General features: G+C 56.4%; 13 protein-coding genes. 11 read left to right on the top strand and 2 right to left on the bottom strand.

Features of this window, described 5'->3' with window-relative positions; translation table 11 throughout:
- Positions 1 to 194 precede the first annotated feature (194 nt).
- From wecB to LOY26_RS06670, 11 genes are all read left to right on the top strand, one after another.
- Positions 195 to 1,337, top strand: coding sequence for a non-hydrolyzing UDP-N-acetylglucosamine 2-epimerase (gene wecB / locus LOY26_RS06720; RefSeq protein ID WP_033700669.1), 1,143 nt, complete (start codon positions 195 to 197; stop codon positions 1,335 to 1,337).
- A complete protein-coding gene (gene wecC / locus LOY26_RS06715) occupies positions 1,334 to 2,596 on the top strand; it encodes a UDP-N-acetyl-D-mannosamine dehydrogenase (protein ID WP_033700671.1) in 1,263 nt (420 codons plus the stop codon). The genes wecB and wecC overlap by 4 nt, the downstream gene beginning before the upstream one ends.
- 13 nt (positions 2,597 to 2,609) lie before the next feature.
- Positions 2,610 to 9,239: a methyltransferase domain-containing protein gene (locus LOY26_RS06710; RefSeq protein ID WP_258714505.1), complete on the top strand. Its 6,630-nt coding sequence runs from the start codon at positions 2,610 to 2,612 to the stop codon at positions 9,237 to 9,239.
- Positions 9,240 to 9,247: 8 nt separating this feature from the next.
- The gene (locus tag LOY26_RS06705) at positions 9,248 to 11,047 is read left to right on the top strand and encodes a putative rhamnosyl transferase (protein WP_258714504.1); all 1,800 of its coding nucleotides are present in this window, start codon (positions 9,248 to 9,250) and stop codon (positions 11,045 to 11,047) included.
- 12 nt (positions 11,048 to 11,059) lie between these two features.
- The gene (locus LOY26_RS06700) at positions 11,060 to 11,473 is read left to right on the top strand and encodes a hypothetical protein (RefSeq protein ID WP_186663023.1); all 414 of its coding nucleotides are present in this window, start codon (positions 11,060 to 11,062) and stop codon (positions 11,471 to 11,473) included.
- A gap of 3 nt (positions 11,474 to 11,476) precedes the next feature.
- Positions 11,477 to 13,252, top strand: coding sequence for a hypothetical protein (locus LOY26_RS06695; RefSeq protein ID WP_258714503.1), 1,776 nt, complete (start codon positions 11,477 to 11,479; stop codon positions 13,250 to 13,252).
- Positions 13,249 to 14,484, top strand: a complete 1,236-nt coding sequence (locus tag LOY26_RS06690) for a glycosyltransferase family 4 protein (protein ID WP_095064130.1) — start codon at positions 13,249 to 13,251, stop codon at positions 14,482 to 14,484. The genes LOY26_RS06695 and LOY26_RS06690 overlap by 4 nt, the downstream gene beginning before the upstream one ends.
- A 7-nt stretch (positions 14,485 to 14,491) precedes the next feature.
- Complete coding sequence (locus tag LOY26_RS06685; protein WP_033700675.1) at positions 14,492 to 15,718, top strand: glycosyltransferase family 4 protein; 1,227 nt, start codon at positions 14,492 to 14,494, stop codon at positions 15,716 to 15,718.
- A 72-nt stretch (positions 15,719 to 15,790) separates the two neighbouring features.
- A complete protein-coding gene (locus tag LOY26_RS06680) occupies positions 15,791 to 16,174 on the top strand; it encodes a hypothetical protein (RefSeq protein WP_186659330.1) in 384 nt (127 codons plus the stop codon).
- A gap of 231 nt (positions 16,175 to 16,405) precedes the next feature.
- Entirely contained in the window at positions 16,406 to 17,383 is a 978-nt protein-coding gene (locus tag LOY26_RS06675) for a D-glucuronyl C5-epimerase family protein (protein WP_258714502.1), read from the top strand.
- Positions 17,384 to 17,613: 230 nt separating this feature from the next.
- Complete coding sequence (locus tag LOY26_RS06670; RefSeq protein WP_258714501.1) at positions 17,614 to 18,723, top strand: DUF6270 domain-containing protein; 1,110 nt, start codon at positions 17,614 to 17,616, stop codon at positions 18,721 to 18,723.
- A 96-nt stretch (positions 18,724 to 18,819) separates the two neighbouring features.
- Here LOY26_RS06670 and LOY26_RS06665 read toward each other — a convergent pair whose 3' ends face one another.
- Positions 18,820 to 20,736, bottom strand: coding sequence for an acyltransferase family protein (locus tag LOY26_RS06665; protein ID WP_258714500.1), 1,917 nt, complete (start codon positions 20,734 to 20,736; stop codon positions 18,820 to 18,822).
- Between the two features lie 227 nt (positions 20,737 to 20,963).
- A complete protein-coding gene (locus tag LOY26_RS06660) occupies positions 20,964 to 22,961 on the bottom strand; it encodes a nucleoside-diphosphate sugar epimerase/dehydratase (RefSeq protein ID WP_033700679.1) in 1,998 nt (665 codons plus the stop codon).
- Positions 22,962 to 23,019 lie beyond the last annotated feature (58 nt).

Below are 23,019 nucleotides of genomic sequence, written 5' to 3'. Positions count from 1 at the left end.
GCCATTGGACAACCGCTGTGCTTGAAGGATCCGAGCAAGATGAATTTTTTTTCACACCCCCCACTGGAACCGCTCGCTTCCTCGTACGCGGTGCCAGCCAGGCCAACCCCCCCGGCCGACTTGCACAACCCCTGAGTTTCACAGCCCTAGCCCAGTAACAACCGCCTTCACTCAACACAAAGAAGACCGTCGCCGTGTCCCTCAAGACCCTCATCGTATTTGGCACCCGCCCAGAAGCCATCAAAATGGCACCTCTGGCCCTCAACCTTGACCAGGACGACCGTTTCGAGTCCCGTGTCTGCGTTACTGGCCAGCACCGCCAGATGCTTGACCAGGTACTGGAGCTGTTCGAGATCACGCCCGATTACGACCTGAACATCATGAAGCCAGGCCAGGACCTGACAGACGTGACCACGGCCATCCTGCAGGGGCTCAAGCCCGTACTGGCCGAGTTCAAGCCGGATGTGGTACTGGTCCACGGCGACACCGCAACGACCCTGGCGACCAGCCTGGCGGCTTACTACCAGCAAATTCCGATCGCCCACGTCGAAGCTGGCCTGCGCACCAACAACCTGTATTCGCCGTGGCCTGAAGAGGGCAACCGTCGCCTGACCGGCACGCTGGCAGCGCTGCACTTCGCGCCGACCTCAACCTCGCGTGACAACCTGCTCAAGGAAGGCACCGACGCCGCGACCATCTACACCACCGGCAACACCGTGATCGACGCGCTGCTGGAAGTGGTACGCAAGCTGGAAAGCCCAGCGCTGAAGAGCCACTTCGAAAGCCAGTTCGACTTCCTCGACGCCAACCGCCGCATGGTGCTGGTCACCGGCCACCGCCGCGAAAACTTCGGCGATGGCTTCGAGCGCATCTGCCAGGCCCTGGTGCAGACCGCTCGCCAGTTCCCGGATGTGGACGTGGTGTACCCGGTGCACCTCAACCCCAACGTGCGCGAGCCGGTGAACCGCCTGCTGGCCGGGGTCAGCAACATCCACCTGATCGAGCCGCTCGACTACCTGCCGTTCGTCTACCTGATGAGCCGCTCGTACCTGATCCTCACCGACTCCGGTGGCATCCAGGAAGAAGCCCCAGCCCTCGGCAAGCCGGTACTGGTCATGCGTGACACCACCGAGCGCCCGGAAGCGGTCGCGGCTGGCACCGTCAAACTGGTTGGCACCGACGTCGACTCGATCCAGCAACACCTGGTGCAACTGCTCACCGATGAAGCGACCTATCGCGAGATGAGCGTGGCCCACAACCCCTACGGCGACGGAAAAGCGTGCGCGCGAATCCTCGATGCCCTTTCCGTATTCTCTAACTCCAAGGACGCAGCATGAGCTTCAACAAGATTTCTGTCGTAGGTCTGGGCTATATCGGCCTGCCAACTGCCGCCGTTTTCGCCGCCCGCAAGAAGCAGGTCATCGGCATCGACGTCAACCAGCACGCGGTCGACACCATCAACCGCGGCGAAATCCACATCGTCGAGCCTGAGCTGGACATGGTCGTTCACGCTGCCGTGACCGAAGGTTTCCTGCGTGCCTCCACCGTTCCGGAAGCTGCCGACGCCTTCCTGATCGCCGTGCCAACCCCGTTCATGGACGACCACGAGCCGGACCTGAGCTACATCGAGTCCGCCAGCAAAGCCATCGCCCCTGTACTGAAAAAGGGCGACCTGGTCATTCTGGAATCGACCTCCCCGGTCGGCGCCACCGAGCAGATGGCCTTCTGGCTGGCCCAGGCGCGCCCGGACCTGAGCTTCCCGCAGACCCACGGTGAAGACTCCGACATCCGCATCGCCCACTGCCCTGAGCGCGTCCTGCCAGGCCACGTACTGCGTGAGCTGGTCGAAAACGACCGGATCATCGGCGGCATGACCAAGAAGTGCTCGGACGCTGCCGTACGCCTGTACCGCACCTTCGTCGAAGGCGAGTGCATCGTCACCAACGCCCGCACCGCCGAAATGTGCAAGCTGACCGAAAACAGCTTCCGTGACGTGAACATCGCGTTCGCCAACGAACTGTCGATCATCTGCGACAAGCTGGACATCGACGTCTGGGAACTGATCCGCCTGGCCAACCACCACCCGCGCGTCAACATCCTGCAGCCTGGCCCTGGCGTAGGCGGCCACTGCATCGCCGTCGACCCATGGTTCATCGTCAGCCAGACCCCAGAGCAGGCGCGCCTGATCCGTACCGCCCGTGTGGTCAACGACAGCAAGCCTGAGTGGGTGATCGACAAGGTCAAGATGGCCCTGGCCAACTTCCTGATCAAGAACCCGGGCAAATCGGCCCAGCAAGTCAAGATCGCCTGCTACGGCCTGGCCTTCAAAGCCGACATCGACGACCTGCGCGAAAGCCCGGCCCTGAGCATTGCCGAGCGCCTGGGCAACGAGCTGGAAGCCACCCTGCAACTGGTCGAGCCGAACATCGAAGCCCTGCCGCAGCGCCTGTCGCGCCACGAGCACGTGGAATTCGACTTCGCCCAGGACAGCGCCGACATTCACGTACTGCTGGTCAAGCACCGTGAATTCCGCGGCACCTTCACCGTCCGCGATGCTGCATTCGTGATCGACGCCGCAGGCGTTACCCAGGGTTGATGGAACAGTCCGCATGAACAACACCACGCTTGAGAAACCTACCGTGAACAATGAGCTGCCGTCACCTTTGGCCGATATTCATGACCGTGTGATGGAAGCCTATTACGGCAAGCTGGGTGATCAGTTCATGCGGGAAACCCAAGCCCGCATCCACTGGATCTGCGCCCAGGTCAAAGGGCGCCGGATCCTGGATGTCGGCTGCTCGCAGGGCATCGTGCCCCTGCTGCTGGCACGTGAAGGCTGCCAGGTCACCGGTGTGGACACCAGCCCGCAGGCCATCGAAGAGGCCAAGGGTTACCTGTCGACCGAGCCGGCCCACATCCAGCAAAACGTCACGTATATCAATTCTGACTTCCTCGCGCTGGACACGCTCGAGGTCGAACCCGACACCGTCGTCATCAGCGAAGTACTCGAACACCTGGTCCGCCCGGAGCTGTTCGTCGAAAAGGCCAACGAACTGCTCAAGCAGGGTGGCCGCCTGGTGATCACCGTGCCGTTCGGGGTCAATGACTTCATTGACCACAAGCACACGTTCTACCTGATGGAACCTTTCCGGCTGCTGGCCGAGCACTTGCAGATCATCGAGATCAAGATGCTGGGCAAGTGGCTGGGCATTGTCGCCGTTAAAAGCGAAACGCATAAACCCGGCATCATCGACTCGCTGACGGTCGAGCGCGTACGCGAGCTGGAAAAGGCGTTTGAGTCCATCGAGCGCACCCTGCGCGAGAACATCGGCGCGATCAGCAAACGTCTGGAAGAGGCGAACAAGAAGTATCGCGGCGCCACCGAGCAGATCGCCCAACTCAAGCCTGAGGCCCAGAAGGCCGAGGCATTGTCCAAGCAGTTGCAAACGCGCGACGCGGACATTGCAACCCTGCAGAAATCCAACCGTGAAATCCTCGATGCCAAGGCCCAGCGGGTCCAGGAGCTTGAGGAAATCAAACAGCGGCTGGAAGAAGCCAACAGGAAGTATCGCGTAGCGACCGAGCAGCTAGCCCTGCTTAAACCTGAAGCACAGAAGGCCGAGGCCCTCTCCCGTCAGCTCAAGGAACGTGAAGCGGATATCGCCTCGCTTGAACAGTCGAGCCGGGAGTCCCTTGAAGCCAGCGTTCGCAACGTTCAACAACTGAGCGAAGAACTCGACGCCGTCAAAGCGCAACTGGCCGAGGCAAATCAGAAGTGCATTACGGCTGCGGAGCAGTACGCCCTTCTGGAGCAACAGTTTGCAGCGCTCGAAGAAGCCAGCGTGCAGAGCCTTGCAGACGCAGAGCAACGATATGACACGCTGCTGAGCCAGCATGAAGACGCGCGCAAGCAATTGAGCGAAGCAAGCGACGAACTCGCTCAGCTGGCTCAAAGCAATCGCGCACTGCATGACAACCTGGCCACCTCGGCAGAGCAGCAGCGGGCCTTGGAAGAGCAACTGCAAAGCACTCAGGCTCAGTTGCAAGAGGCCCAGCAAAGTACCGACGCAAAAGCCGGCCACATCAGCCAGCTCAGCTCGGAACTCAGCCAGCGGGAAGCAGCGCTGGAGTCCTTGCAGCAGTTGCATCAATCCATCGAAGAGCAACTGCAGGCAACGGCACAGCAGCGAACTGCCGCTGAAGAGCGGGCAGCGCACAAGGCCGCAAGACTCGAAACATTGAGGGCGGAGCACGATGCGCTCGCAGTCCAGCTCGAACAGATGTCAGCACTGCGCGCCGAGGACCAGCGAGCAAACGCTACCTTGGGCGATAGCATCAGCGCGCTTCGTGAGCAGCACAGTGACCTGGAAAACCAGTTCCGCTCGGTAGCCGGACAATTGGCCGAGGCACAGCAGGTCAACGAGGGCCACGTTGCCACCATCACCGACTTGCGCGCCCACCAGACGGCACTGGAAGCCGAGCTGGAAAACCAACGGCAACAGTCGAACGACCTGTTGGCGCAGGCACAACAGACCAATGTCGAGCATATAGACACCATTACGGCGTTGCGCGCACATCAAGCGGCAGTCCAGGCCAAGCTTGAAGACCAGGCGCAAGCCATGAGCGAGTACCAAACTCAGGCTCAAGAGCAGGAAGCCGCCCACCTCGACACCATCGCTGCATTGCAGTCTGGCCATGCCGACCTGCAAGCCCAGCTGCAGCAGGCAGCCGAGCTACAGGGCCAGACCGACCTGGCCAACGCTGCCCACCTCGACACCATTGCAGCGTTGCAGTCGGGCCATGAACAGCTAGAAAACCAGCTGCTGGAGGCTGCCGAGCTACAGGAGAGAACCCATCAGGCCAATACAGCCCACATGGAAGACATTACTGCCTTGCAAGCACACCAGGCAGCACTGGAAGCCGAGCTGGAAAACCAGATTCAGGCAATGACCCGTCTGCAAACCCAAAGCAATCAGGATATTGCCGAGAAAGACGACACGATCACTACGCTGCGCATGCGCCAAGCGGAACTGGAAGCCGAACTTGAAAGCGAGTTGGAGTATATGAACGAATTGCAGGCCCAAACCCAAAGGGCCGACGCTGCTCAGGCTGAGACCATCGCTCTGTTGAAAGCCCGTCAAGCTGAACTGGAAACAGAGCTGGCCGATCAGCGCCAGACCATGAACGAACTGCAGGCTCAGAACCAGCAGGCCAATGCCGTACACGCGACCACGATTACCGCATTGCAGAACCGTCAGACTGAGCTGGAAGTCCAGTTGCAGGTGATGAACGACGTTCAGGCACAAAGCCAGCGCGAGCATGCAGCACAAGTCAACTCCATCAATGCTTTGGTTGAACAACGTGCCGTGCTGGAAGACCGCTTGCAGGCGCTGACGCTCGCCAACACCCAGTCCGAAGAAGCCCGGGCCTCGCTGGCAGAGACCATTGCGTCGCTGAATCAAGCCAAGGACATGCTCGAAGAGCAACTCCAGCTGGAAAGCGTCAGCCGCCAAGCTGCCGAAGCCAGTCTCGCCGCCACCAACGAAGAATGGCAGGGCCTGCGTCAGCAACTGGAAGCCGAACTCAACTCGTCCAAGGCAGGTCTTGGCGCGGCAAACATGAAGTACCGCGCCCTCACCGGCGAACAGATTCCGCAGTTGAAGGCCAGCCTCAATCAGCTGCTGGAACGCAGCTCAGCTCAGCAACGCAAGATCGACGAGCTCAACGAAAACCTGGGCCGAGCCAACACCCAGCGTCACCTGGCAGAACAGCGCCTGGTCAAGACGCGTTCCAGCATGACCTACCAGCTCGGCTACCAGATCAAGAACAGCGCCAGCTCCCTGGGCGGCCTGGTCAAGTTGCCGGTGCGCCTGCTGCGGCTGTACCGCAAGGCCAACCAGCAACGCCAGCAAAACGAACAGAAACTGCTGGCCAACGAACCGCTCAAGGCACTGTTGCCGCCCCCACCTGTGGTGCAGGACGAGAACTACCTCAAGCTCCCAGCTGCCCTGGCAACCAGCGAGCAGAGCCGCACCACCCTGCTGCGCCAGGCCGACCAGCCCGTCAGCCGCCTGAAAGTGGCGTGCGTGATGGATGAGTTCACCTTCGGCTCGTACCGCTACGAATGCGACCTGATGCCACTCACGCCAGCCAACTGGAAAGTGGAAATCGAAGGCTTCGGTCCAGAACTGCTGTTCATCGAGTCCGCCTGGCGCGGCAAGGATGACCTGTGGGGCAGCAAGGTTGGCCACAACGGCCAGGAGCTGCAAGACATTCTCGCCTGGTGCCGCCAGAACAAAGTGCCGACCGTCTTCTGGAACAAGGAAGACCCGGTCCACTTCGAGACCTTCCTGACCACGGCCAAGCAGTTCGACCACGTGTTCACCACCGATATCGACTGCATCCACCGCTACAAGGGCGCACTCGGTCACGACCGCGTCTACCTGCTGCCGTTCGCTTGCCAGCCTGCGCTGCACAACCCGATCGAACTGTACGAACGCAAGGATGCCTTCTGCTTCGCCGGTGCCTACTACGCCCGTTACCCTGAGCGCACCCGCGACCTGGGCAACTTCGTCACCGAGCTGCCGAAGTTCCGCCCACTGGAAATCTTCGACCGTAACTTCGGCAAGAACGATGTCAACTATCAGTTCCCCGAGGAATACCAGCCGTACATCGTCGGCACCCTGCCCTTCGAGAAAATCGACACGGCATACAAAGGTTACCGCTACGCGATCAACCTCAACTCGATCAAACAGTCGCAATCGATGTTTGCCCGACGCGTCTTCGAACTGCTCGGCTGCAACACCCTGACCGTGAGCAACTTCTCGCGCGGTGTGCGCCTGCTGTTCGGCGACCTGGTCGTGACCACCGACAATGGCGAAGAGATGCTCCGTCGCCTGCAACTGCTGGCAGAAGACCCGCTGAACAGCGACAAGCTGAGGCTGGCCGCCCTGCGTAAAGTGATGCAGGAGCACACCTATACCCAGCGTCTGGAATACGTCATGAGCAAGGTCACCGGCACCTCGAAGGCCCAGCGCCTGCCGGAGATCGTGGTTGTCTGTGAGGCTCAGGATCGCCAGCAATTCGACATGCTGCGCGCTCACCTGAACCGTCAGACCTACAGCCAGGTGCGCATGGTCATCATCAGCGATGCCTACCAGAGCAGCATCGTGACTGACGACCCGCGAATCCTGGTGCTCAAGCCTGCCCAACTGAAGAAGAGTTCTCTCGGTGAGCTGGTCGGCAATACCCCTTGGGTTGCCGCCTTCGTGCCTGGCGACTACTACGGCCCCAACTACCTGCTCGACCTGGCACTGGCAACCCGCTACAGCCGTGCCCAGGTGATTGGTAAAGCTGCACACTTCACCTGCAAAGGCCAGCAAGCCGAACTGCTGTCCAACGAACAGGCCTACCGCCCGACGCAAACACTTGCCGCCCGCCGTTCGCTGGTGGCAACCGAGATCGTTGCCGCCCAACCCCTGCGCAGCTGGCTGAAGAACCTGCCATCACTGCAGTACACCCATGCTCAAGGGTTGGCCATTGATCCGTTCAACTACTGCGAGAACGGCGCGGCACAGCACGAGGCTGTCTGCACCAAGGTCAACGACCTCGAGCTGAACCTGGGCATGACCATCGATCAGCTGCAAGCCCGGGCACAGTCGATCGCGCCGCTGCAGGTCAGCCACGATGCGCCTGAGATCACTGGCCGCGGTTTGGCCGACATGTTTGGCGTCATTCGCAACAAGTTCGTGGACCTGATCGTCGACGGCGATAACTGGCGCGTGCACTCCAAGCTCGCGGACGGCAAGCACGAATACATCTACGCCCAACAGGAAGTCCGTGTGGATGAACTGGGTTGCGAAGAGGGCCGCCTGAAGCTGTTCCTCGACTGCACACCCGGCTTGAACCTACAGTTGGTCGTGCTGTTCCTGGATGCCGACAAACAGCGCATCAGCCACGTCATGCAGTATCCGAACCGCAACCAGACCGCCGATGTTCCGCCAGAAGCTGTGTTCGTGCGTTTTGGCCTGCGCGCCTACGCGGCGGGCAGCACTGACCTGAAAGCACTGGTGCTGGGGCATCGCAACCTGCAGCCCTCTGAAATGATGGGCCGTGGCAAGCACCTGCTGCTGACCAATCACTACCCGACCTACTCCGACTTGTACCGCAACAAGTTCGTGCACACCCGGGTAACGGCCTACCAGGAACACGGTATCGATGTAGACGTGTTCCGTTTGCGCCCCAATGAGACCGTGAGCTACCACGAGTTCCAGAACATCGATGTAGTCACAGGTTGCACATCGACCTTGACGAAGATGCTCGAGAAGAATCGCTACAAATCGATCCTCGTGCATTTCCTCGACGAGCAGATGTGGAATGTGCTGCGTCCATTCCTGAACAGCACACGCATCACTGTCTGGGTACACGGCGCGGATATTCAGCCTTGGTGGCGTCGTGAGTTCAACTTCGCGACCGACGAACAACTGCACCTGGGCAAGCTCGCCAGCGAAAAACGCATGACCTTCTGGCGTGGGCTGCTGCAACCCATGCACCCGAACCTCAAGCTGGTGTTCGTGTCTCGCTACTTCGCCGAAGAAGTCATGGAAGACCTGGGATTCCGCCTGCCGGAAGCTCAGTACGAGATCATTCACAACCCGATCAACACCGACTTGTTCGACCATCGGGAAAAGTCGGCCGAGCAGCGCAAGAAGGTGCTCTCGATTCGTCCTTACACCTCGAAGACCTACGCCAACGACCTGACTGTCAAGGCAATCCAGAGCCTGACGAGCAAGCCCTGGTTCAATGACATGGAGTTCTGCCTGATCGGTGATGGCCCTCTGTTTGAAGAAACGCTGGCTCCGCTGCGCAGCTACGCCAACGTGAAAATCCAGCAGGGCTTCCTCAACCACACGGAGATCGCTCAAACCCATAAGGACTACGGCATTTTCCTGTGCCCGAGCCGCATGGACACCCAAGGCGTATCCCGTGATGAGGCCATGTCGTCAGGCCTGGTACCGGTGACTACCGCCGTCGCGGCAGTACCCGAGTTCGTCGACAACCAATCCGGCTACGTGGTCGAGCCCGAAAGCCACGAGCAACTGGCGAAAGCGATCGAGGACATGTACCTCAATGGCAGCACCTTCGTCGTGAAGTCCAAAGCTGCAGCCAAGCGTGTTCGCGAGCAAAGCGCCAGCGTCAAGATGGCCGAGCGGGAAGTTGCTGTGATACAGAATCATTGAAGACGATGATGAAACCCGCTTTGAAGCATTTCGTTTTTACCAATTTTGGTATCGGCATCAAGGATGAACTGTGGCTGTCCTACAGGCTGGAGGTCTTTAGCAATACTGCCCTCCCGTCTTTGGCCAACCAGAGCAATCAGGGTTTCGAATGGATCATCTTCGTTGATGAAGCACTGCCGACACTGCACCGGACGCGACTGGAGACGTTGCTGCGTGGTTCTGGCCTGAATGCGCGCACGCTTCGGGTCAGCGACTATTCTATGGTCAGTCGCGAAATCCTGCGCCTGATCAAGGACGTTGACGAGGCGGTCCTGGTAACTTCGCGCATGGATGATGACGACTGCATTGATGAGCACGTCATCGACCTGATCCAGGCCGAGGCCACCTCCGAGCACAACATCTCGGAGGTGCTGCTGATATCGCTGAAAAACGGTATCGAATTCCTGCCTTCGGATGAGTGCTATCGCCCGGTCGAATACGACACGCTGGCACTTGCACTGACCCTGGTGGACAAGACAGCAGGCCCCAAGTCGCACGCCATTACTCAGTATGCGCACCACCTGGTCGTCTCGACGCTGGAACAGCATCGGATTTCCGCCGAGCACATTCATCTGAGCAGAGCGGAACCGCTTTATCTGTATACCAAGCACCCGCTCAGCGATTCGTACTTCTTTGGCGCGCGCGCACGCATACTCAGCTCGCCCGAGTGCGTGAAAGGGTTTGATCCGGCGCTGTTTGCGCGGTTCGGCCTACAGACTACCCAGCTTGAATACCTGACCCAGCTGCTGCGAGAGTCTCCGCTGGGCATGCCGCACAAATACCTTGAGAAGCTAAATACGGTCCGTCAGCAAATCAAGGCTGAACAACAGAACGTCTTTGGTGCCGACCAAGAAGTATTGAACAAACTCCTGTCGCAAAAAGCTCGCCTTGAAGTGAAGGCCTCGCGCCCGAACCCCGTGAAAGCGAAGGCAGGGAAGATTCGCGTTGCCATTCTCGGTTCAAGTGCTTCGCACAATTTGTTCACGTTTCAACAAGAAGCCCTCGAACGCTTCGAGGTGTGTTTTTACATGTCTCAATCGTCGGTCATCTCTTACATGGCACCGCCCTGCCTTGATGCCCGGTTCAAGGTCGATACCGAAGACGCCGAGGCTAAACGTGTTCAGTGGGACGCCTCCAAAGACCACTGGAAACAGCTTGAGCAAGCTCGGCCCGACATCGTCATTGTCGATTTCTTTGACGAAAGCATCGGCATCGCAACGTTTGGAAGTTCCATCGTTTCGGCCAGCCCGCTTATGCTCAAAACCCTGTCGCGTTGCGGTATCGAGTTCAAGTTGCAGGCCCCCTGGAGTGAGGAGGCCAAGCAATTGCGCACCTGGGCGCTGCCCATGTTCCTTGAGCGCCTGGCTAGCCTGTGCCCGAACATTTTCGTGCACCAGGCCAACTGGGCGAGCCAGTACAAGAGCAAGGAAACCGTTGCAAGCTTCGCCGGGAGCACCTTCGAGAACCTCATCGACCTCAACAATGCAATCATTGACCCGATGCTGGAAGGCCTGGAGAACTCGACGATCCCAGTCGAGAGAATCGGCGGCAAGGACGCTGGCTTGATTGCAGGGGGGGCGCCTCGCTGGGCCTATTGCCCGTATCACTATGACAGCCCGTACTACAGAACCATCGCCAAACAAGTATTTGCCAAGATGGTGCAACACGTCTCAAAAAACGAGCACAAATGGGCGTTTTGCCCGTATTACTACCACGGCACCTATTACAGAACCCTCGCCAAACAATTGCTGGCGCGGATCATCAATTGAAGTGATCAGATCATGAAACCGTACCTCTTCCTTATTGCACTCCTGACGATGTTGGCCGGTTGTGATCAGCAACCGACAGGCGAGGTGATGCCAGCGGAAAAATCGGCCAACACCCTGCGCCTGAGTGACGCTACCTATGTGCTCCTCCGGGGTACACATCAGAAGTCGTACAAAAAGCCGAACAGTGCTGGGTTCCTGAGCATGCACGAATTTGTGTATCCCGGCGTTGACAAGATTGCCGAAAATGACGTTTACGCCGTGCTGAAAAATAATGGCTATACACGCAAGATCATTACCAACGACGCAACCCAATTCAAAGTGCAGTATTACAAAAAATCAGTGCCGCCAATCGGGGCAATATTTATTACTCGTGCTAAGGATGACGGGCACGAGACCCTCGCCAGTATCTATTGGCAGGAAAAATAATGAATGCTCGCAGCACCTTTGCTCATACGGTTTCAGTTTAGTATGAAACTCCAGCAGCAGATAAAAGCCACCATCGGCTGGTGTATTTCCCTGGGCGTGAAATTCGTCAAGGTGGTGCCGATCATTACCGGCCTGGTGCAAATCAGCACCTTGGCGAGCCAGATATTTCTTTTGCTGGCTTTCTTCCTGCCTCTTAAAGTCATCATTCTTCTAGGCTCAGACAAAACCCCTGCCTATTTTCCTTCGATCCTGCATACGCTCGAGAAGGATCATTTGATCTATGCATTGACGGCAGCGGCGGCCCTTTCCTATATCGCCTATCTGCTGGCGGAACTGGCGACCGCACTGCTGTGCCGTAAAGGCACCCAGACCCTCCTCGCTCGCACGTCCAAGCTCAATTTGTTCGAGAACCAGGAAAAAATTGCCACCAACGCCTACTCTCGCTTCAACCGAGCGATGGCAGGGGGGGCTTTTTTCGGCTTGAGCACGGTGGCGCTTGCCTTTGTATACCCGAGCCTGCTGCTGGCGATTTTCGCGTATCTGGCCGTAGCATCGACCGTTTGCGTGCTGGCCTACAACCACAGCAAGCGCATTCGCGATAGCTTCCACCAGCACTACAGCCCTATTCTGAATGCCTTGGCGGCAACAGGGTTCCTGCTCAGTTTCTTCGTCCTGGTGACTGACTTCCTGTATTTCCAGCACACCAAGATTTTCAACGCCGTCATCGCCGTTCTGATCATGCGCCAGGGCTTGCAGCGGCTGTCGAGCATGATGCTGGACGTTATCGGCCTGCGCATTCAGCATCGGCAGGTCAATGCGCTGTTTTATCAGTCTCAGCCGCTCATCGAACTGCGCCCGCAAAGCAATGGCTTGGACTATATCCTGCAGGCAGAAAACAGAGACAAATGGGTACGCGAGCTGCTTCAAAAACTGAATGCTGAGGCGGTCGACAGCTATCAGATGCAATGGCATCAGGTGGGCTTTACCGACATCTACGCCTTCACCCTGCAGTTTGCCGATGACGCTGTTGAGCACAGCCTGCTGGTCAAAGTGTTTGGCAACAACATCTCATCCTCGGCGCTGCAGGAACGGGCGCTGCTGACGACGCAACGCGGCTTGCCAGTCTTGCCCTTTGTGGGTCATTACAAGGTCAGCAATATAGATTGCCATGTCTATCGATTTGAAGCGTCTGACAAGCTGGCCGGCCGGCAGATTGGCGAAGGCATACTTGGCGTGGCAAAGAGGCTGATACTGCTGGAGCCCGCTGCAGAGCTGATTGCCCAATTCACCCGCACGCGCTTGTACCTCGAACAACGTCTTGATGAAGCCACGATCAGCTCGCTCCGTCTGGCCTGTATCAATGATGACGACACTCAACGTGTCGAGCGCATCATCAACACCCTGCCGTGCATTACCCGGCAACTGGCCGAGCTTCCTCGCCAGATCGTGCCCCTGGATGTCACCAACAACACACTACTGGCGTCCCCCTCCTCCGGCTTTGTCCTCAGCCACTGGAGTAACTGGCGCATTGAAGCGATTGGCTGCAGTTGGCCAATCGCGCAAAAAGATGCGCTTTTCGAAACGCTCGGCTCTAGCGACCAGCGCCCGGCACTTGCTAACGCCGAGCAGCAAAAGGTCTGGCTGGCTGCACTGATGTACATGCTGGAAAGACATATTGTGCGTAAAGACTATTCGGCAGCCCTTGCATTGACACCTGACATCGTCAGCTGCATCGAGATTTTTGATACACCCACAGCTGTAGAGGGCGCGACGCAATGACGAAAGTCTCGATGATTGTATGGAATGAATTCCTCAACGACGCGCGCGTGATGAAGGAAGCTCAAACGCTGCAACGGGCCGGTTATCAAGTTCGCGTGTTCGCACTGCACACGCCAGGCGTCACCCAACAGCAGGCGGTGCTCGACGATGGCATAGAAGTTGTTCGAGTGGCCCGCTCGCCGCTTTGGAAACTGCGTAAGAAGAACCTGCAGCCTGCGGTGAAAGCCGGTGGCGAGTCTCAGCAGTCCGCGCCGGTGAAGCCCAGCCTGAAATTGCTCGTTCTAAGAGCTGTATCACGCGGGTGGACGCACCTCGCGCTGCTGTTCAAGATGCTTGAGTACCGGGCGACGGTCGTGCACTCGCATGACGTCAATACCCTGCCCACCGCCTGGCTGGCAGCAAAACTGTCACGCGCCAGGCTGGTGTACGACGCACACGAAATCAGTACCAGCAGAGAAGGCTACAAGAGCCTGCGGAAGGTCGTCGGGTTTGTAGAAAAACAGCTGATGCCCTCGGCAAATGGCACGATCACCACAACCGACGCACGGGCCAAGTACTTTGCTCGCGCCTATGGCGTGGAGCGGCCATTGGTTCTACAAAACCGACCCAGGCTGATTGAAAGCCCACCCTCGAACCGCATTCGAGAAGAGCTCGGCCTGGTCGAGCCATGGCCGATCGTTCTTTATCAAGGTGGTTTACAGCAAGGCCGCGGGCTGGAAAAACTGGTCCGCACGGCGCAGCACGTGCCTGATTGTTACTTTGTGCTGATCGGCGGAGGCCGGTTGACCCAACCGCTCACGCAGTTGGCGCAAGAACTGAACCTGCAGCACAAAGTGCATTTCATTCCAACGGTGGCCCTGGCCGAACTGCCAAGCTATACGGCCTCTGCCGACGTGGGTGTGCAACCTATTGAAAACACCTGCCTCAATCATTACACCACGGATTCGAACAAACTCTTCGAGTATGTAATCGCCGGGCTACCGGTGATTGCCACTGACTTCCCTGAAATCCGCCGGATTGTCAGAAGCAATGACATCGGCCTGCTGGTACCGGCCAATAACGAGCAAGCCCTCAGCCGCACAATCATTCAATTGCTGGAAGACCCCGCGCTGCGCGCACGGTTCGCCAGCAACGCCAGGAAGACGGCGCAAAACTTGAATTGGGAAAGCCAGGAAAAGTGTTTAGTTGATCTCTACGAGCGGGTGCTGCTCACCCACGCTCACACCAGGTAACCCGGCCGTGAAGACACGCATTCTCTTTTTGAGTTTTTACTACCCGCCGGACCTGTCGGCAGGCTCCTTCCGTGCCGAGGCATTGGTAAAAGCACTCTTGGATAATGTCGGCGACCATGTGGAAATTGATGTCGTTACCACACAGCCCAACCGGTACCATACCTTCAAGACCACGGCCTCGAGCTTTGAGCAGTCGCCAAGCCTGACCGTAAGGCGACTGGCGGTGCCTGCCCATAAAAGTGGTTTCATTGACCAGGCGTTTTCATTCGGTTCGTTTGCCTACCAAGTATGCAAAGTAGCCAACAGCAAACAGTACGACCTGATCTTTGCCACCTCTTCGCGCTTGATGACAGCCTCGCTGGGCGCTTACATCTCCCGAAAAACAGGTACCAAGCTGTATCTGGACATTCGAGATATTTTTGTCGACACCTTGCAAGGGGTACTGCCACCTACCCTCGGCAAACTAGCTTCTGTTGTCTTTTCATCCATTGAAGCTAGCACGATCCGACAGGCTGACAAAGTTAATCTTATTTCACCTGGGTTTACGCCCTATTTTAACAAGCGCTACCCCGACAAGGTATTCACCTTGCATACCAACGGGATTGATGAGCTCTTCCTCACGCCGCCGCCGTTGCCGCCGGCACCGGTCGTCACGCAATACCTGCCTGCGCTACCGCGCCGATTGAAAATTGTGTACGCAGGCAATATTGGTACCGGGCAAGGCCTGCACCTCATTGTCCCGCAATTGGCCAAGCACCTCGAGGATGAAGCCGACTTTCATCTGATCGGATCTGGCGGGGCCATCGAGCGCTTGAAGAAAGCACTGGCTCGCGAGCAGGTGACGAACGTCTATCTCGCGCCCCCGATGAAACGTGACTCTTTATTGAAGCTTTATCGTGAAGCCGATGTACTGTTCTTGCACTTGAATGACATGAAGGCGTTCCGACGAGTATTGCCCTCCAAGCTGTTCGAGTACGCAGCAACTCAGAAACCTATTTTGGCAGGTTTGTCCGGGTACCCAGGTCGATTTGCAAGCAGACGCATTCACAATACGGCCGTATTCAGCCCCTGTGATCTCGAAGCCGCTATCAGATCATTCAGGAGCCTGGAACTGGGCCCCACAGCTCGAAATGATTTCATACAAAAATACTCGCGAACAGCTATCAAAAGGAGGATGGCCTTCGACTTGCTGACCACATCACCCAAGCATTCGGAGTTCGAGCAAACTGAATAGTCAAGGGTCGACAAGTTTGCTAGAATTCAGAGTTTAAATTTACATTAACAAACCCAAGGTCTAACGCTTAACATGAAAAAAATCACCTACGTCGCGGTTTTGTCCTGCCTGCTCGCTTTGGGCGGCTGCAATGAAGAAAAAGGGACTGACATCCAACTTCCTTCCGGCGAAAAGCTGACGCTCGAAGGTAACATGACAAAAAATGTTACCAAACCTATCGAAAACGGTACTTTCAAGACTTTCGAAATCCAGTACAACCTGGCTCAAGCTGAAACCAAGGCTAAAGTCGACGAGCGCTTCCGCGCACTGGGGTATGTTGCTGCCGAGCAGCCAAACGCTGAATCCGCGGCAGTTAAAGTCCATTACATGAAGAAAAACTCTCCGACCATTGGTGTTTTGATCAATGATAAAAACCCAGCACTGGTGAGCATCTACTGGCAAGAAAAGCAGCAATAAGCTGCTCCGGCACCCGCGCATCGAAAGACGAATATTCCCACTGCCGAGCACTCACAGTGGGAATATCTTTCAGTATCAATCACTGACCTGCATTGCGCTCGGCGCCCCCTGGGTCTGTGCCCCCAACAGACTTATACCTGCATAAACGATCAATCAATCCTCACACAATCAGCGCCCAGCGCATCAATAATAATCAATCTGTCACCGCCCCACACTCAGGTTAGGCTACCTATGCACATTAACTACGAAGCGCTCACTACCGACTGGTTCGACAGAGCCATGGGAACGGGCCCACAAGGCGGCAAGTGGAAACCAAAGCATCACCTCGACCTATACAGGCAATGGCCAGAGCAGTATGTGGTTGATTTCAATCAACCCTTCAACCCTTTCGCCTTCGCTATTAATGCCTGCGCATTGGCGAGCGCCTGCAAGATTCAGGGCCCGTCAAAAGTAATACTCGACCAGATCGACTACCTGGACCTGGCGGCCTCTATCTACACTGACACACTGGGCAATCACAACTACATCAGAAACGATTTTTCATTCCCAATGTATTGGGCCACCATGAAAAAACCTTTCTATGGCGCCTTCATGAATGCGTATACCGCCTACGGCTACATGCGCATATTTGAAGCCACCCATGATGAGAAACATTTAAACAAAGCATTGAAGCTCATTTCGACGATAACATCCAACGACACCAAGCTCAAGTTATCCGAGAAAGACTCGCGTGGCGACCTCTGGCTCTACGAATATGTCTTCACCCCCCTGGAGACAGACGCAGAGCATTTCAAGAAGTTAGGCACTGAAACCCAGCCGGACGGCACCATGCGCTTCCGGATTTATAACGGCCACATCGGCGCCTTGATTGCACTGCTAAAATTCAGAAAACTGACAAACATGGGATTTGTCGATGACACCATCGAACAAGCCCTTTTAACAATGTCGAAAAATCTGGGCAGCCAGCTTTTAGATAATCAGTTTTTTTCCTACTCGATTGAAGCCCCACAACTTCCGGATTACGGGCAAGCGAGAGCAGTCCATCTTGCCAAGCAACTGTCCGAAGCCACGGATGATGAGCAACTAAAACTCACGTATCAAGCTTTTGATAAGTTCTACCGTGAGTCAATCAAGGACCGCGAGAAGGAGGTTTATGCCGCGGGAAGAGCAACTGCACGCGAGTTGTACACCCCGCTCAAATCGATATGATCGTTAGCGACGTGCAGTGCAGCAGGAACCCAAGCGAGGCCAAAGGCGCGTCATTGGTTCCCCCCCATCTCGCCCCCCTCATCGCGGGACATCCCGAGCGTTAACTGAATGCTTGTTAAGAGTACGCATGTACTCCAGCCCGCGAGCGCGACTGCGTTGCATTCCTACTGGAGCCTAGGGATAATGGATTGTCCGAGACGTACGCAGCATGCCCGCTTATGGATTGCTGTTTGAAACATCACCACATGAGGCTGACAGGAACAGTGATCAAGAACTTACTGATTTACGGTAGCTGTGTATCCAGAGATATATTCAACTTAGAGGATAGCCGGGTCTTTAAGTTAACCGATTACTTTGCCAGGTCTTCAATGGCGTCACTGTCGAGCTCGCCCTATGCCAATGATGCGGCATTAGACCGTATACCCTCAGCTTTCCGACGACGCATGGTCGGGTATGACTTTTCCAAAGAGCTGATCCTCCAGCCTGAACGACTGTCCAGCGCCGACATCATATTGATCGACTTGATTGACGAGCGGTTCGACCTCGTCGCCCTGCCGACAGGCCAAGTCATCACCCACTCAAGCGAGCTTACCGAAAGCGGCCTGCTGGCTGACAGCGACATACAAGGGTTTCGATTAATTCAGCAAGGCACTGAAGAACGCAGAGCGCTGTGGCTTGAAGGCATGCAGAAGTTCTTTGAGCTGCTGAAGCAGCACAACAAGCTGGACAGCGTACTTGTCAATAAAGTCTACTGGGCTTCCCAGTTTGAAACACCGAGCGATTCAAACTTCCCAGTTACCCTTACTGCAGTAAACAAGGCCAACCAGGAGCTGGAATGGATGTATGCTGCGCTTCATAGCCAGCTGGAAGACAACCAATTCCTCACCTTCCCGCCTGAACTCCTAACCGCCGATGAGTCTCATCGCTGGGGCGCATCGCCCTTCCATTATTGTGAGGGCTATTACAAAGAAGCGCTCTCGCAGTTAACCTCCAAGCAAAAGTCGATTGGTGGTGATAACCCCGCGATCAACGACGCGTCAGGCAAAGCCCCCCTGGTGTCCGACGGCGCCAAAATCACGGTGGCGGCTTACAGAACAGAAAGTGAAATTTTCGCGCATTGCTCATTGGTCATGGACGGCAAGATCTATGAAAATGGCAACTTCGCTTTCTATTTGCTGATTGATGGCGTTCGCCATGATGTACGCTGGTACGAGCCGTCACCGCGCGCACGATTCCCTATCCCTGATACACCTGGCGAACTCGTAGTGGTGGCATTTTACAAGGACCCGCAAGATCAACAAACTTCCAGTAAACGAAGCGTCAGTTGCCTGACACGTTAACCAGGCAAGGCAAACCCAACGCTGATATCTGACTTTCAAGCAGTGGCCGCCATTAGAGCAACCACTGCATGCCACTCATCGAATACCCGGACAGCCCTACGTATTGCCTTTCACGCCGGCGAGGATATTGGGCATTTTCTGGTACAGTTTTACCGAACCTGTAATGCTCAGGTGCCCATTGTCACGATAGATGGGGACCCCATCAATGATGGTTTTACACGCCTTTTCGTCACACAAGACATCAGACAAGTACACCACCTTGGCACCCAGGGCCGTTTCAGCGTATTTCATCAGGTCATTCATCTTTTTATTCGCCCGGTCAAAGGCTGACCTTGCCAGCATGCATTTAGCCGACGGATCAGAGAATGAGGGCTTGGCCACTTCATTCTGAATGCACGAAACAAGCGCGTTATCAATACGTGGTGGAGGCGAGATAATCACCACGTCCTTTCCAAGCGATTTAAGCTTTTCGACAACATTGTGCATATCTTGCTTCGCACGTTCGGGTGTCGATTTAGCGATTTCCATCGCACCGCCCCCGTCAAAAGAAATCGTCTCGAATGTATCCTGCACATACTGCCCGTACGACCCTGCCAAAATAACGGTCGTAATCGATGGGTGCTCACTAATAAATTTGAAAGCACTGTCATTGAACCCTACACACTGCCGCGCCTGCACCTCGAAGTCGCTACGCTTCGTATTGGGCGCTGCGTTCAAGAAGGGCGCGCATGCGCTGCGGGTAGCCTGGCGAATGTCGATTTTCTGCGACTGTAACATCCCTGGAATGTTGTGCATGGCAAAAGAGTCACCCCAAACAATAATCTTGGGGTTTGCCGAAGTCCGGCACTGCTCAGTATCTTTATAAATATTGGCACCGCAGGACCTGTCAAGCCCATAGTTTGGAGCGAACAGTTCGTTTATCTTCTCAGCAGACTGGCCTTTCAGGAACGTATGCGAAAGACCGAACAACGCTAGGGTCAGCGCAGGGAAAACGACCATCGACGGCTTGAAGCCATAAGGCATTTTCCTGAACGGCTCTTCTATCCACCTGTGCAACGCAATAGCCGACAAGAGCGATGCCGCGAGTAATGCACCTTTGACAACCAGGCTATCAGTATCGATCGAGGCATTAGCCAACGCGATTATTGGCCAGTGAACGAGGTACAGCGAATACGAAAGATCGCCAAGCTTATTGACGAACAGCATCCGCGCCTGACCATTCAATAAACGGTGATTGGCCAGCAGTATAATCGCCGTTGCAAAGCAAACCACCACGGCATCGAGGCCCGGATGCGAAAGGCCCGAGTTAACAAATGGCGACGCCAACAGAACCGCAAAAGCAGGTACTGCCAGTTTTAACGAGACGCTTTTGACAATGCCGTTATGAACGACCATCGACGCGACACTACCAATGAGTAGCTCCCATGCTCGAGTGGGGAGCAAGTAGAACGCCGCTGACGGGTTGCTTGCAGAAAGGTAGAGGCAACCCATGAAGCTTGCAATGGCAAGCACAATGAGGATCTTTTTCCAATGCTTGGCGGGCGTGAAAGCCAGGAGCGCAGGAACGACGAAGTAGAACTGCTCCTCTACCGCCAGCGACCACATGTGCAGCAGTGGCTTGGTGGCGGATTCGATATCGAAATATCCAGCTTGGCTAAGCAATACAAAGTTCGTGGAGAACGTCAACGCGCCAATGACTTGCTGCTTCATCGATTCGATCTGCATCGGTGGCAGGAAGAATTTAGCTGCAATGATTGTCGCCAGGAGGGTAACGAAAGACGCCGGTAGCAGGCGCTTTGCTCGACGGAGGTAGAACTGCTTGAATGAAAAGTTATCGCGCGCCAGTCCCTTGGACACAATCGATGTGATCAAGAAGCCTGAGATCACGAAGAAAATATCTACACCCAGGTATCCATACTGAAATCCAGGGATCGCCAAGTGTTCAAGCACCACAAATGCAACGGCAAGTCCCCTTAGGACTTGTATATCAACCCTGATTGTAGACATCGACATCCCGGCTCGTTTCGTTCGACAGCCGCGAATTGTATATCTAAATATTGAGGGCACCAAGGACGACAAAGGCTGCCGCGTGGTGCTCACGAGCGGGTGCCGACAACCTCACAAGCACACCGCGCAGAGTGAAAGCGTCATTCTTCATCCGGGCACGCCACGCACTTACATCTGCAAACCGCATTGAAGTACCCGGCGCACACCCGAACACCTACCCTTAGCTCATTACCTCAAGGCTCCAACCGCCGCTGCTGATAAATCCAGTCCACAATCTCGCCATCCGGCGCATACCCGATCACCGTCTCCCGCAACAGTTGCCGAACCCGCACAAAGTCGTCATGCGCCACCGCCGCCAACAGCTCCCGCAACGCATCCTTGAGCACGTCCCACGACATGAAATCTTCATTGGCACTCATGATCATTGGATGCCGGGTGGCAATCACGTTGTCACCAATCAGCAGCTCCTCGTAGAGCTTCTCCCCTGGCCGCAGGCCGGTGAACTGAATGGCGATGTCGCCCATCGGGTTTCGTTCGGAACGGACGCTGAACCCGGACAGGTGAATCATCTTCTCTGCCAGCTCGACAATCCGCACCGGCTCGCCCATGTCGAGGACGAACACGTCACCGCCCTTGCCCATGGAGCCGGCCTGGATCACCAGCTGCGCGGCTTCGGGGATGGTCATGAAGTAGCGGGTGATTTTCGGGTGGGTAACGGTCAGTGGGCCGCCGGCCTTGATCTGCTTGTGGAACAGCGGGATCACAGAGCCCGAAGAGCCCAGCACATTGCCAAAACGCACCATGGTGAAACGGGTCTTGTTAACCTGCGAGACTTTGCCGCTATCACCGAACAGCACCGGTGCCACTTCGCGGCTCAGGGCTTGCAGGGTCATTTCGGCAAGGCGTTTGGTGCTGCCCATCACATTGGTCGGGCGTACGGCCTTGTCGGTGGAGATCAGCACGAAGTTGGCTACCCCAGCCTGCAAGGCGGCCTGGGCTGTGTGCAAGGTGCCGATGACGTTGTTCAGCAAGCCTTCGGCAATATTGTGCTCGACCATCGGCACGTGCTTGTAGGCCGCGGCGTGGTAGACAGTTTCGACCCGCCAAGTCTTCATGATGTCGAGCAGTTGCGCCTGGTTGCGCACCGAACCGAGGATCGGGATCAGGCACACAGACAACGATTCGCGCGCAATGCGCTGCTCCAGCTCGGAGAGGATGCTGTAGAGATTGAACTCGCTGTGGTCGAACAGCAGCAGGGTTTTCGGCGACTGGCCGAGAATCTGCCGGCAAAGCTCAGAGCCGATCGAACCACCGGCGCCGGTGACCATGACAGTCTGTTCGACGATGCAGCGTTCCAGCAGGTCGGCCTGCGCTGGCACGGTGTCACGGCCCAGCAGGTCGGCAATGTCCACTTCCTGGATGTCGTCGACTTTGACCTTGCCGCTGGCCAGGTCGACGAAGCTCGGAATACTGCGCACGTGCAGCGGATAACCTTCAAGGAAGTTGAGGATTTCGCGGCGTCGGGTGCGGGTGGATGACGGGATCGCCAGGAGGATTTCCTGGGCGCCGGTGGCGTCGATCATTTCCTGCAATTGTTCGGGGCGGTAAACCTGCAGGCCGGCGATTACCCGATCGGTGATGCTGGTGTCATCGTCGATGAACGCTACTGGGCGTAATGTCTTGTCGGTGCGCAAGGCGGCGACCAGCTGGTTGCCGGCACCGCCAGCACCATAAATGGCAACCCTGGGCAGGCCGTTGTCACGACTGGCGAAAGGCACGTGCTGCACGGCGGCTGCAAACCAGTCGCCGAGGAAGTACTGGCGCATGGCCAGGCGCAGCCCGCCGATCATGATCAGGCTCAGCCACCAGTAGTTGAAGGTGATGGACCGGGGTACGACGTTCTGATGGTTGCTGGCCCAGTAGATGATAAAGCCCAGGATCAGCGACGACAGGGTCACGGCCTTGATGATGGCAATCAGCGCGTCGTTGCCGAAGTAGCGCATCACCGCGCGGTACAGGCCAAAGCGGATGAACAGGGGGATGGCTACCACCGGTGCGGTGAGGAACAGCCAGCCGTGGTCGATGATGGGGTTGGCCAGCTCATCGATGCCAAGGCGAACCACAAAGGCCAGCCACAGGGCGGCCCAGATCAGCACGATGTCGGTCAACACCTGCAGCAAGCGTTTATGCCTACGAGGTAGAGCAAGCAGTTTAGCGCGCACCTTATCCATCGCTCCTCTGAAACGTTTCCAGAAATTCCCTGACATCGAGTTGCTCACATTACCTTAG

Source organism: Pseudomonas sp. B21-047, assembly GCF_024748775.1.
GTDB lineage: Bacteria > Pseudomonadota > Gammaproteobacteria > Pseudomonadales > Pseudomonadaceae > Aquipseudomonas > Aquipseudomonas capeferrum.
The sequence above is the reverse complement of the archived record's forward strand: the minus strand, read 5'-3'. Positions and strand labels throughout refer to the sequence as shown.

Coding starts and splice junctions, on each gene's coding strand:
- LOY26_RS06675 (WP_258714502.1), top strand. CDS start 16,406: ATGCACATTAACTACGAAGCGCTCACTACCGACTGGTTCGACAGAGCC.
- LOY26_RS06710 (WP_258714505.1), top strand. CDS start 2,610: ATGAACAACACCACGCTTGAGAAACCTACCGTGAACAATGAGCTGCCG.
- LOY26_RS06695 (WP_258714503.1), top strand. CDS start 11,477: ATGCTCGCAGCACCTTTGCTCATACGGTTTCAGTTTAGTATGAAACTC.
- wecC (WP_033700671.1), top strand. CDS start 1,334: ATGAGCTTCAACAAGATTTCTGTCGTAGGTCTGGGCTATATCGGCCTG.
- LOY26_RS06665 (WP_258714500.1), bottom strand. CDS start 20,736: ATGTCGATGTCTACAATCAGGGTTGATATACAAGTCCTAAGGGGACTT.
- LOY26_RS06660 (WP_033700679.1), bottom strand. CDS start 22,961: ATGGATAAGGTGCGCGCTAAACTGCTTGCTCTACCTCGTAGGCATAAA.
- LOY26_RS06690 (WP_095064130.1), top strand. CDS start 13,249: ATGACGAAAGTCTCGATGATTGTATGGAATGAATTCCTCAACGACGCG.
- LOY26_RS06705 (WP_258714504.1), top strand. CDS start 9,248: ATGAAACCCGCTTTGAAGCATTTCGTTTTTACCAATTTTGGTATCGGC.
- LOY26_RS06680 (WP_186659330.1), top strand. CDS start 15,791: ATGAAAAAAATCACCTACGTCGCGGTTTTGTCCTGCCTGCTCGCTTTG.
- LOY26_RS06700 (WP_186663023.1), top strand. CDS start 11,060: ATGAAACCGTACCTCTTCCTTATTGCACTCCTGACGATGTTGGCCGGT.